The sequence below is a fragment of the Variovorax terrae genome (assembly GCF_022809125.1).
GTDB lineage: Bacteria > Pseudomonadota > Gammaproteobacteria > Burkholderiales > Burkholderiaceae_C > Variovorax_A > Variovorax_A terrae.
Genome location: NZ_JALGBI010000001.1, coordinates 2,130,314 through 2,141,735, shown reverse-complemented (window position 1 = coordinate 2,141,735; position 11,422 = coordinate 2,130,314). Strand labels below are relative to the sequence as shown.

Genomic DNA, 11,422 nt, shown 5'->3' with positions numbered 1-11,422 from the left:
TCCATGGCTGAGAAACTATCTGCCGTCAAAGGCATGAATGACATTTTGCCGCCCGATTCGGCGCGCTGGGAGTGGTTCGAGTCCAAGGTGCGCGCGCTGATGGCGCGCTATGCCTATGCCAACGTGCGCACGCCCATCGTCGAGCCAACGGCGCTGTTCGTGCGCGGCCTGGGCGAGGTGACCGACATCGTCGAGAAGGAGATGTACTCCTTCGAGGACTCGATGAACGGCGACAGGCTCACGCTGCGTCCCGAGGCCACCGCCGGCATCGTGCGCGCCATGATCGAGCACAACGCGCTGTACAACGGGCCGATGCGGGTCTGGTCCGCGGTGTCGCTGTTCCGCCATGAACGGCCGCAGAAGGGGCGCTACCGCCAGTTCCACCAGATCGACGTCGAGGCGCTGGGCTTTGCCGGGCCGGATGTCGATGCCGAGCAGATCCTGATGTGCCGCGCGTTGCTGCGCGACCTCGGCATCCCGATGGAGCATGTGCGGCTCGAACTCAACAGCCTGGGCCAGCCCAGCGAGCGCATGGCGCACCGGGCCGCGCTGATCGCGCACTTCGAGGCGCATGCCGATGTGCTGGACGAGGACGCCCGGCGGCGGCTGCACAGCAATCCGCTGCGCATCCTCGACACGAAGAACCCGGCCATGCAGGCCATCGTGGAGGCGGCGCCGCAGCTGATGGACTTCCTCGGCGAGGCATCGCTGGCTCACCTGAACGCGGTGCGCGCGGTGCTCGACGCGGCCGGACTGGCCTACCGCATCAACCCGCGCCTGGTGCGCGGCATGGACTACTACAACCTCACCGTGTTCGAGTGGATCACCGACAAGCTCGGCTCGCAGGGCACGGTCTGCGGCGGCGGCCGCTATGACGGCCTGTTCGAGCAGCTCGGCGGCAAGCCGACGCCGGCGGTCGGCTGGGGCATGGGCGTGGAGCGCATGCTGCTGCTGCTCGAGGCGGTCGGCGTGCAGCCGCCCGCGAGCGCCCCCGACGCCTACGCCATCGTGCCCTCGGCCGAGGCTATGCCCGTGGCCATGGTCACCTGCGAGGCGCTGCGCGCCGCAGGCGCCAGCGTGCAGATGCATGCGGGCACGGGGGAGGGCATGGGCAGCATGAAGTCGCAGTTCAAGAAGGCCGACGCCAGCGGCGCGCGCCATGCGCTGATCTTCGGCGCCGACGAGCTGGCCCAGGGTCTGGTGACCGTCAAATCCCTGCGCGACGGCGGTGGCGCCCAGATCGCGCGACCGCTCGCCGAGGCTGCGGCCTGGGCGCCCACCCTACAATCGCTGGCTTAAACCGATACGTCCCATGGCAAAACATCTCGATCTCGAAGAACAAGAACAGCTCGACCAGCTCAAGCATTTCTGGCGTCAATACGGCAATCTCATCACCTGGGTGCTGATTGTGGTGTTCGGCTCGTTTGCGGCCTGGAACGGCTACCAGTACTGGCAGCGCAGCCAGGCGGCGCAGGCCTCGGCGATGTACGACGAAGTCGAGCGCGCCGCCCAGTCCGGCGACCTGTCCCGGCTGGAGCGGGCCCTGGGCGACATGAAGGACAAGTACGGCGGCACCGCCTTCGCCCAGCAGGCGGGCCTGCTGGCGGCCAAGACCTTCTACGACAAGGGCAATGTGGAGGCGAGCCGCTCGGCCCTGGCGTGGGTGGCCGACAAGGCCTCGGACGAAGGCTACCAGGCGCTCGCCCGGCTGCGGCTGGCGGGCCTGCTGCTCGAGACCAAGGCCTACGACGAGGCCCTCAAGCAGCTCTCCGGCTCGTTCCCCAAGGACTTCGAGGCCCTGGTGGCCGACCGCAGGGGCGACATCCTGGTGCTGCAGGGCAAGAAGGCCGAAGCCCGGGCCGACTACGAGAAGGCCTACAAGGGCTTCGACGAGCGTAGCGAGTACCGCCGGCTGGTCGAGGTCAAGCTCAATGCGCTGGGCGTGGACCCCCGGGCTTCCGCCGCTGTCGCGCCGGCCGCGTCCGGCTCCGCCGCAGGGGAAAAACCGTGAAATTCATGCGATTTGTGCCCGATGTCCGCGTCACCCGGACATTGGCTGCTATCGGAATGATAGCAATCCTGGCCGCCTGCTCGAGCGGAGCCGACAAGCCGAAACCGGCCGAGCTGGCGCCCAACGCGGCACTGATCGGCGTGCGGCTGTCGTGGAGCGCCAAGATCGGCGAGGTGGCCTTTCCCCTGGACATCCATGTCAATGGCAGCACCGCGACGGTGGCCAGCGCCGACGGCACGGTGGCGGCGATCGACGCCCGCACCGGGCGCGACCTGTGGCGCACCAGCATCGGCACTCCGATCGCAGCCGGGGTGGGCAGCGACGGCCGGCTGGCCGCCGTGGTGACGCGCGCCAATGAGGTCGTCGTCCTGGACGCCGGGCGCGAATTATGGCGGCAGAAACTCGCGGCGCAGGCCTATACCGCGCCCTTCGTGGCGGGCGGGCGCGTCTTCGTCCTGGCGGCCGACCGTTCCGTCAGCGCTTTCGACGGTCAGAGCGGCCGCCGGCTGTGGACGCAGCGGCGCCCCAGCGAACCCCTGGTGCTGCGCCAGGCCGGCGTCATGCTGGCCGTGGGCGACACCCTGGTGGTGGGCCTGTCGGGCCGGCTGGTGGGCATGAACCCGCTCAACGGCAGCGTGCGCTGGGAAGCGCCGCTGGCTTCGCCGCGCGGCACCAATGACGTGGAGCGCCTGGTCGACATGGTCGGGCGCGTCAGCCGCGTGGGCGACGTGGTCTGCGCACGCGCCTTCCAGGCCAGCGTGGGCTGTGTCGATGCCGCGCGCGGCTCCGTGCTGTGGAGCAAGCCCGCCAGTGGCTCCGAAGGCATCCACGGCGACGAGCGCCAGGTGTTCGGCACCGAGGCGGACGGCAAGGTCGTCGCCTGGCGCCGCGCCGACGGCGAGCGCGTCTGGTCCTCCGAGCGGCTGCAGTACCGCGGCCTGACCGCGCCGCTGCTGGTCGGCCGTTCCGTGGTGGTGGGCGACAACACCGGGCTGGTGCACCTGCTGTCGCGTGAGGACGGCTCCCCCCTGAACCGCCTGACCACCGACGGCTCGGCCATCGCGGCGGCGCCGGCGCTGGCCGGCGACACCCTGGTGGTGGCGACCCGCAATGGCGGCATCTATGGCTTCCAGCCGGAGTAGCCGCCGGCAATGATGTTTTTCCGCCCGCTCAAAGGCCGTTCATGAAACCCGTCCTGGCCCTCGTGGGCCGCCCCAATGTCGGTAAATCGACGCTGTTCAACCGCCTGACCAAGTCGCGCGACGCCATCGTGGCCGACTTCGCCGGCCTGACGCGCGACCGCCATTACGGCAACGGCAAGCAGGGCAAGCACGAATACATCGTCATCGACACCGGCGGCTTCGAGCCCGACGCGGCCAGCGGCATCTTCAAGGAGATGGCCAAGCAGACCCGCCAGGCCGTGGCCGAGGCCGACGTCGTGATCTTCGTGGTGGACGCCCGCGCCGGCTTGTCGGCGCAGGACCACGACATCGCCAACGAGCTGCGCCGCCTGGGCAAGCCCTGCGTGCTGGTGGCCAACAAGGCCGAAGGCATGACCGAGGGCGTGCAGCTGACCGAGTTCTTCGAGCTCGGCCTGGGCGAGGTGCACCCCGTTTCGGCCGCTCACGGCCAGGGCATCCGCAGCCTGGTCGAGCTCGCGCTGGCGCCGCTGGGCCTGCCCGAGCCCGACGAGGACGCCGCAGAGGCTGATGGCGGCGTCATCAAGCTGGCCGTGGCGGGCCGCCCGAACGTCGGCAAATCGACCCTCATCAACACCTGGCTGGGCGAGGAGCGCCTGGTGGCGTTCGACCTGCCCGGCACCACGCGCGACGCCATCACGGTGCCGTTCGAGCGCAACGGGCAGAAGTTCGAGCTGATCGACACGGCCGGCCTGCGCCGCAAGGGCCGGGTGTTCGAGGCGATCGAGAAGTTCTCGGTGGTCAAGACGCTGCAGGCCATCGAATCGGCCAACGTCGTGCTGCTGCTGCTGGACGCCACCCAGGGGGTGACCGACCAGGATGCGCACATCGCCGGCTACATCCTCGAATCCGGCCGCGCCGTGGTGCTGGCGATCAACAAGTGGGACGCGGTGGACAGCTACCAGCGCGAGCTGCTGCAGCGCTCGATCGAGAGCCGGCTGGCGTTCCTGAAGTTCGCCGACCTGCACTTCATCTCCGCCAAGAAGCGCCAGGGTCTGGGGCCGCTGTGGGGCGCCATCGCGCAGGCGCACAAGTCGGCCACCTGCAAGATGTCGACGCCGGTGCTGACCCGGCTGCTGCTCGAGGCGGTCCAGTTCCAGACGCCCCAGCGTTCCGGCATGTTCCGCCCGAAGATGCGCTACGCCCACCAGGGCGGCATGAATCCGCCGGTGATCGTGATCCACGGCAATTCCCTCGAACATGTCACCGAGGCTTACAAGCGGTTTCTCGAAGGGCGCTTCCGCAAGGAGTTCAACCTGGTCGGCACGCCGCTGCGCATCGAGATGAAAACCTCGCACAACCCCTACGCCGGCAAGGACGGCGCCTGACGGCCCGTTGACGGATCGGCCAGTTCCGTAAATTCCTTGTGGAATTGGGCCGCTATTTTCCGGTGGCAACCGCCCCCTGTGGTAAGGTGGCGCTTTCCAACAACATTTTCTGAACACGGAGAATATCGTGAGCAACAAAGGGCAGTTACTACAAGATCCTTTCCTCAATACCTTGCGCCGTGAGCATGTGCCCGTGTCGATTTACCTCGTCAACGGCATCAAGCTGCAAGGCCAGATTGAGTCCTTCGACCAATACGTCGTCCTGCTTCGCAACACCGTGACCCAGATGGTGTACAAGCACGCCATCTCGACCATCGTGCCGGGACGCGCCGTGAATTTCTCCACGGCAGAGGACGCCGACCCCGGCGCCGCCGCCTGATTCCGCAGTTGCCTTCCAAGCTGCGGCCACGGGCGGGCGTCACACCCCTGATTCGCTGATTTGAGCTCGCCTGTCACACCTGATTCTCCTTCTACCCCGGTACTCCTGGTCGGGGTCGATTTCGGTTTGCCGCATTTCGACGGCGAGCTTGACGAACTGGGCCTGCTCGCGCAGACCGCCGGCCTGGCGCCGGTCGCCCGCCTGACCTGCAAGCGCAAGGCGCCCGACGCGGCGCTGTTCGTGGGCAGCGGCAAGGCCGACGAGATCAAGTTCCTGGCCGAGCAGCACGGCGCGCTCGAGGTGCTGTTCGACCAGTCGCTGAGCCCGGCGCAGCAGCGCAACCTCGAACGCCACCTGGGCCTGCCGGTCAACGACCGCACGCTGCTGATCCTCGAGATCTTCGCGCAGCGCGCGCGCAGCCACGAGGGCAAGCTGCAGGTCGAGCTGGCCCGGCTGCAGTACGTGAGCACCCGGCTGGTCCGGCGCTGGTCCCACCTGGAGCGCCAGACCGGCGGCGCCGGCGTGCGCGGCGGCCCGGGTGAAAAGCAGATCGAACTGGACCGCCGCATGATCGGCGAGGCCATCAAGCGCACCAAGGAGCGGCTGGTCAAGGTCAAGCGCCAGCGCAGCACCCAGCGCCGCCAGCGCGAGCGGCGCGACACCTTCACGATCTCGCTGGTGGGCTACACCAATGCCGGCAAGTCCACGCTGTTCAACGCGCTGGTCAAGGCCCGCGCCTATGCGGCCGACCAGCTGTTCGCCACGCTGGACACCACCACGCGCCAGCTCTACCTGGGCAACGGGCAGGACGGCGGTCGCTCGGTCTCGCTGTCCGATACCGTGGGCTTCATCCGCGACCTGCCGCACGGCCTGATCGACGCCTTCCAGGCCACGCTGCAGGAGGCGGCCGACGCCGACCTGCTGCTGCATGTGGTGGATGGCGCGAATCCCGGCCACCCGGAGCAGATGGCCGAAGTCCAGCGCGTGCTCGCGGAGATCGGCGCCGCCGACATCCCGCAGGTGCTGGTGTTCAACAAGCTCGACGCGATTGACGCGGCGCAGCGGCCGCCCTCGCTGATCGACCAGTTCGAGGTCGACGGCGTGCAGGCGCCCCGGCTGTTCGTCAGCGCGCGCAGCGGCGAGGGGCTGGCCGCGCTGCGCCAGCAGCTGGCGCAGATGGCGGCCAGCGCGATGCCCTCAATGCCCCTTCGCCACGATACCGAATTCCACGAAGCCGCGGCCTGATTGGGCACAATCGGGCCACGACCAAAAGAAGAGACTGTGCGCATGAATCCAAATCCATTCTTGTTTCGATGGGCTGCGCTGCCAGGCCGCATCAGGGGGATGTTCAACCTCAACGATCCGCGCTGGGGCCGGGGCGAGGACGGCAAGTCCTCCGAAGGCTCCCGCCCGGAGGGCGAGCCGCCGGTGCCGCCCCCGCAGAACGGCAACGGCCGCGGCCAGGGGCCGAACCAGGGCCCGCCGGACCTGGACGAGCTGTGGCGCGATTTCAACCGCAAGCTAGGCGGCCTGTTCGGCGGCGGCAAGAATGGCGGTCGCGGCAATAACAAGGGCGGCTTCGGCGGTGGCAATGGCGGGGGCTTCCAGCCCGACATGCGCAGCGCCGGCATCGGGGTCGGGCTGGTCGCCGCCGTGGTGGCGCTGATCTGGCTGGGCACCGGCTTCTTCATCGTGCAGGAAGGCCAGCAGGCCGTGATCACGCAGTTCGGCAAGTACAAGACCACGGTGGGTGCGGGCTTCAACTGGCGCCTGCCGTACCCGATCCAGCGCCATGAGCTGGTGTTCGTGACACAGATCCGCTCGGTCGACGTGGGGCGCGACTCCGTCATCAAGAGCACGGGCCTGCGCGAGTCGGCCATGCTGACGGAAGACGAGAACATCGTCGAGATCAAGTTCGCCGTGCAATACCGCCTGAACGACGCGCGTGCCTACCTGTTCGAGAGCAAGAACCCCAGCGAGGCCGTGGTGCAGGCGGCCGAGACGGCGGTGCGCGAGGTGGTGGGCAAGATGAAGATGGATTCGGTGCTGACCGACGAGCGCGACCAGATCGGCCCGCGCGTGCGCAAGCTGATGCAGACCATCCTGGACCGCTACAACGTGGGCATCGAGGTCGTGGGCATCAACCTGCAGCAGGGCGGCGTGCGTCCGCCCGAGCAGGTGCAGGCGGCCTTCGACGACGTGCTCAAGGCCGGCCAGGAGCGCGAGCGCGCCAAGAACGAGGCCCAGGCCTATGCCAACGACGTGATCCCGCGCGCGGCCGGCTCGGCCTCGCGCCTCAAGGAAGAGTCCGAGGCCTACAAGGCGCGCATCGTGGCGCAGGCGCAGGGCGATGCGCAGCGCTTCCGCTCCGTGCTGGCCGAATACCAGAAGGCGCCGCAGGTCACGCGCGACCGCATGTACCTCGACACCATGCAGCAGATCTACGGCAACGTCACCAAGGTGCTGGTGGACTCCAAGCAGGGCTCCAACCTGCTGTACCTGCCGCTGGACAAGATCCTGCAGCAGACCGGAACGCCGCCGGCGCCCGGCGCCGAGGCGCAGAACGGCCCGGCCGGCAGCGTCTCCACGGTGCCGACGCTGCCCTCGGCATCCTCGAGCCTGTCCAGCGATGCGCGCTCGCGCGACGGTGCGCGTTCGCGCGAACGCGAAACACGCTAGCCAGGGGCGCATGCTGATGCCATCCTTCGCTCATATTGATCTACAGCCCTCCGGAGGGGGCGCAGGCCGGCCAGACGGCGGCCCGGCGGGAGTCCAGAAATGAACAGAATAGGTTTTATCGTTTCGTCGCTGCTGGTGGTGCTGGCGCTGCTGAGTTCCACGCTGTTCGTGGTCGACCAGCGCCAGTTCGGCGTGGTGTACGCGCTCGGCCAGATCAAGGAAGTGATCACCGAGCCGGGGCTCAACGTCAAGCTGCCGCCGCCGTTCCAGAACGTCTCGTACATCGACAAGCGCCTGCTCACGCTCGACAGCACCGACACCGAGCCCATGCTGACGGCCGAGAAGCAGCGCGTGGTGATCGACTGGTACGTGCGCTGGCGCATCACCGATCCCTCGGAGTACATCCGCAACGTGGGCCTGGACGAGAACGCCGGCGCCAACCAGCTCAACCGCGTGGTGCGCAACGCCTTCCAGGAAGAGATCAACAAGCGCACCGTGAAGGACCTGCTGTCGCTCAAGCGCGAGGCCCTGATGGCCGACGTCAAGCGCGAGGTGCTCGAAGTGGTCAAGGGCGCCAAGCCCTGGGGCGTGGACGTGGTGGACGTGCGCATCACGCGCGCCGACTACGTCGAGGCCATCACCGAATCGGTCTACCGCCGCATGGAGGCCGAGCGCAAGCGCGTGGCCAATGAACTGCGCTCCACCGGCGCCGCCGAGGGCGAGAAGATCCGCGCCGACGCCGACCGCCAGCGCGAGGTGATCATCGCCAACGCCTACCGCGATGCCCAGAAGATCAAGGGCGAGGGCGATGCCGAGGCCGCGCGCATCTACGCCGATGCCTTCGGCCGCGACCCGCAGTTCGCGCAGTTCTACCGCAGCCTCGACGCCTACAAGGCCAGCTTCAACAAGAAGGGCGACGTGATGGTGCTCGACCCTGCGTCTTCCGAGTTCTTCAAGGTGTTCCGCGGCGCCGCCGCGCCCGCGGCGCCGGCCCGCAAGTAAGAAGGCCCGGGCCTTTCGCGCTTGGACAGCGACACCTTCTGGGCCGCCGTGGCGCTGGTCCTCGTGATCGAGGGCCTGTTGCCGTTTCTCTCGCCGGCCGCCTGGCGCCGCATGTTCCAGCAGATCCTGCAACTGCATGACGGGCAGATCCGCTTTTTCGGCCTGTGCAGCATCGTGGCCGGGCTTTTGTTGATCTGGCTGCTGCTGTAATCGCCAGGGCCCGTCCGGGCGCTCCCAAGCCCGGTAAAATCACGTTTTTAACAGCCTCCCAAAATCCCCATGTCTGCTTGGGTCCTGCCGGATCACATCGCCGATGTTCTGCCTTCCGAGGCCCGGCACATCGAAGAACTCCGCCGCGATTTGCTCGACACCGCCCGCAGCTACGGCTACGAGCTGGTCATGCCGCCGCTGCTGGAGCACCTGGAGTCGCTGCTCACCGGCACCGGCGAGGCGCTCGACCTGCAGACCTTCAAGCTGGTGGACCAGCTCTCGGGCCGCATGATGGGCCTGCGCGCCGACACCACGCCGCAGGTCGCCCGCATCGACGCCCACCTGCTCAACCGCAGCGGCGTGGCCCGCCTGTGCTACTGCGGTCCGGTGCTGCACACCCGGCCCGACCGGCCGCACGCCACGCGCGAGCCGCTGCAGTTCGGCGCCGAAATCTACGGCCATGCCGGCCTGGAGGCCGACCTCGAAATCCTGCAGCTCGCGCTCGACTGCCTGAAGGCCGCGCAGGTGCAGGACATCAGCGTGGACATGGCCGATGCGCGCATCGTGCGCTCGCTGCTGTCCGGCGTGCCGGTGGAGGCCGCCGTGCTGGCGCGCGTGCATGCCGCGCTGGCCGCCAAGGACGCCAGCGAGCTCGCCGGCCTGACCCGCGACTTCCCCGCCGCCTCGCGCGACGGCCTGCGCGCGCTGGTGCAGCTCTATGGCGACGAGAAGGTGCTCGACGAGGCCGAAAAGGCCCTCAAGTCCACGCCGGTGCTGCGCGAGGCGCTGTCGAACCTGAAGTGGCTGGCCTCGCACCTGGGCGGCACCCGGGTCACCTTCGATCTGGCCGACCTGCGCGGCTACGCCTACTACAGCGGCGCGCGCTTCGCCATCTATGCCCAGGGCGCCAGCGATGCGCTGGTGCGCGGCGGCCGCTACGACGAGGTCGGCGCCGTGTTCGGGCGCAACCGGCCTGCGGTGGGCTTCAGCCTCGATGTGCGGCAGCTGGTCGGCGCAGTCGCGCCGCGCCCGCTCAAGGCCGCGATCCGCGCGCCCTGGGGCGAGGCGCCCGAGCTGCGCGCGGCCATCGCCGCGCTGCGCCGGCGCGGCGAAACCGTGGTCTGCGTGCTGCCCGGCCACGAGAGCGAAGTCGATGAGTTCCATTGCGACCGCGAGCTGGTGCAGGCCGCGGGGCAGTGGGTCGTGAAAGCTGTTTGAGTTCCGGTCGCGCTGGGGCGGGCAGCCCGCCGGCGACCGATTTTCTGAAGGATTGAGAGTTTTATGAGCAAGACAACCGGGCGCAACGTGGTCGTGGTCGGCACCCAGTGGGGCGACGAGGGCAAGGGCAAGCTGGTCGACTGGCTGACCGAGAGCGCCCAGGGCGTGGTGCGGTTCCAGGGCGGCCACAACGCGGGCCACACGCTGGTCATCAACGGCGTCAAGACCGCGCTGCACCTGATTCCCAGCGGCATCATGCGCCCGGGCGTCAAGTGCTACATCGGCAACGGCGTGGTGCTGTCGGCTGCCAAGCTGTTCGAGGAGATCGAAGGGCTGGAGAAGGCCGGCGTCGAGGTGCGTTCGCGCCTGCGCATCAGCGAGGCCTGCCCGCTGATCCTGCCGTTCCACGCGGCGCTGGACGTGGCGCGCGAGGCGCTGCGCGAGAAGGGCGGCACCGAGAAGATCGGCACCACCGGCCGCGGCATCGGCCCGGCCTACGAGGACAAGATCGCGCGCCGCGCGCTGCGCGTGCAGGACCTGAAGCACCCCGAGCGCTTCGCCGCCAAGCTCAAGGACCTGCTGGCGCTGCACAACCACGTGCTCACCACTTGGCTGCACGCGCCGGCGATCGACTTCGACACGGTCTATGCCGAGTCGATGAAGCACGCCGAGCTGCTGCGCCCGATGATGGCCGACGTGTCGTACGAGCTCAACGAGGCGCACCTGCACGGCGACAACCTGCTGTTCGAAGGCGCCCAGGGCACGCTGCTCGACGTGGACCATGGCACCTACCCCTACGTCACCTCCAGCAACTGCGTGGCCGGCAACGCCGCCGCGGGCTCGGGCGTGGGCCCGGGCATGCTGCACTACATCCTGGGCATTACCAAGGCCTACTGCACCCGCGTGGGCGGCGGCCCGTTCCCGACCGAGCTCGACTGGGCCACGCCGGGCACCGTGGGCTACCACCTGTCGACCGTGGGCGCCGAGAAGGGCGTGACCACCGGGCGCAGCCGCCGCTGCGGCTGGTTCGACGCCGCGCTGCTCAAGCGCAGCGCCCAGGTCAACGGCCTGTCCGGCCTGTGCATCACCAAGCTCGACGTGCTCGACGGCCTCGAGACGCTGCAGCTGTGTACCGGCTACGAGCTCGACGGCGAACAGATCGACATCCTGCCGCTGGGCGCCGACGACATCGCGCGCTGCAAGCCGGTCTACGAGGTGATGGACGGCTGGAGCGAAAGCACCGTGGGCATCACGGAGTACGACGAGCTGCCCATCAATGCGCGCCTGTACCTGCAGCGCATCGAGCATGCCACGGGCGTGCCGATCCACATGGTGTCCACCAGCCCGGACCGCGACCACACCATCATGATGCGCCACCCGTTTCTGGCGGATTGAA

11 protein-coding genes are annotated in these 11,422 nt (G+C 68.5%); all 11 read left to right on the top strand.

The genetic code is table 11. The features are described from left to right. Positions 1–3 precede the first annotated feature (3 nt). The 11 genes from hisS to MMF98_RS10055 all read left to right on the top strand — a co-directional run bounded on the left by hisS (position 4) and on the right by MMF98_RS10055 (position 11,421). A complete protein-coding gene (gene hisS, locus MMF98_RS10105) occupies positions 4–1,299 on the top strand; it encodes a histidine--tRNA ligase (protein ID WP_243306148.1) in 1,296 nt (431 codons plus the stop codon). A gap of 13 nt (positions 1,300–1,312) precedes the next feature. Continuing rightward, positions 1,313–2,011, top strand: a complete 699-nt coding sequence (locus MMF98_RS10100; protein ID WP_243306147.1) for a YfgM family protein — start codon at positions 1,313–1,315, stop codon at positions 2,009–2,011. A 5-nt stretch (positions 2,012–2,016) separates the two neighbouring features. Next, on the top strand, positions 2,017–3,153 hold the full coding sequence (bamB, locus tag MMF98_RS10095; RefSeq protein ID WP_243306146.1) for an outer membrane protein assembly factor BamB: 1,137 nt from the start codon (positions 2,017–2,019) through the stop codon (positions 3,151–3,153). A 41-nt stretch (positions 3,154–3,194) separates the two neighbouring features. Beyond that, a complete protein-coding gene (gene der / locus MMF98_RS10090; protein ID WP_243306145.1) occupies positions 3,195–4,538 on the top strand; it encodes a ribosome biogenesis GTPase Der in 1,344 nt (447 codons plus the stop codon). Between the two features lie 127 nt (positions 4,539–4,665). Further along, positions 4,666–4,917, top strand: coding sequence for an RNA chaperone Hfq (gene hfq, locus MMF98_RS10085; RefSeq protein ID WP_423837588.1), 252 nt, complete (start codon positions 4,666–4,668; stop codon positions 4,915–4,917). 60 nt (positions 4,918–4,977) lie between these two features. Further along, entirely contained in the window at positions 4,978–6,162 is a 1,185-nt protein-coding gene (gene hflX / locus MMF98_RS10080) for a GTPase HflX (RefSeq protein ID WP_243306144.1), read from the top strand. 42 nt (positions 6,163–6,204) lie between these two features. After that, positions 6,205–7,596 (top strand): FtsH protease activity modulator HflK, encoded by a 1,392-nt coding sequence (hflK, locus tag MMF98_RS10075; RefSeq protein WP_243306143.1) that lies wholly within the window; start codon positions 6,205–6,207, stop codon positions 7,594–7,596. Positions 7,597–7,695: 99 nt separating this feature from the next. After that, a complete protein-coding gene (gene hflC / locus MMF98_RS10070) occupies positions 7,696–8,598 on the top strand; it encodes a protease modulator HflC (RefSeq protein ID WP_243306142.1) in 903 nt (300 codons plus the stop codon). Positions 8,599–8,619: 21 nt separating this feature from the next. Further along, positions 8,620–8,808, top strand: a complete 189-nt coding sequence (locus tag MMF98_RS10065) for a DUF2065 domain-containing protein (RefSeq protein ID WP_243306141.1) — start codon at positions 8,620–8,622, stop codon at positions 8,806–8,808. A gap of 69 nt (positions 8,809–8,877) precedes the next feature. Beyond that, entirely contained in the window at positions 8,878–10,026 is a 1,149-nt protein-coding gene (locus MMF98_RS10060) for an ATP phosphoribosyltransferase regulatory subunit (RefSeq protein WP_243306140.1), read from the top strand. A 63-nt stretch (positions 10,027–10,089) separates the two neighbouring features. Continuing rightward, positions 10,090–11,421: an adenylosuccinate synthase gene (locus MMF98_RS10055; protein WP_243306139.1), complete on the top strand. Its 1,332-nt coding sequence runs from the start codon at positions 10,090–10,092 to the stop codon at positions 11,419–11,421. Position 11,422 lies beyond the last annotated feature (1 nt).

Excerpts from the sequence above, each read along its gene's own strand:
- hisS (WP_243306148.1), top strand. The coding sequence starts at position 4 with ATGGCTGAGAAACTATCTGCCGTCAAAGGCATGAATGACATTTTGCCG.
- MMF98_RS10100 (WP_243306147.1), top strand. The coding sequence starts at position 1,313 with ATGGCAAAACATCTCGATCTCGAAGAACAAGAACAGCTCGACCAGCTC.
- bamB (WP_243306146.1), top strand. The coding sequence starts at position 2,017 with ATGCGATTTGTGCCCGATGTCCGCGTCACCCGGACATTGGCTGCTATC.
- der (WP_243306145.1), top strand. The coding sequence starts at position 3,195 with ATGAAACCCGTCCTGGCCCTCGTGGGCCGCCCCAATGTCGGTAAATCG.
- hflK (WP_243306143.1), top strand. The coding sequence starts at position 6,205 with ATGAATCCAAATCCATTCTTGTTTCGATGGGCTGCGCTGCCAGGCCGC.
- hflC (WP_243306142.1), top strand. The coding sequence starts at position 7,696 with ATGAACAGAATAGGTTTTATCGTTTCGTCGCTGCTGGTGGTGCTGGCG.
- MMF98_RS10060 (WP_243306140.1), top strand. The coding sequence starts at position 8,878 with ATGTCTGCTTGGGTCCTGCCGGATCACATCGCCGATGTTCTGCCTTCC.
- MMF98_RS10055 (WP_243306139.1), top strand. The coding sequence starts at position 10,090 with ATGAGCAAGACAACCGGGCGCAACGTGGTCGTGGTCGGCACCCAGTGG.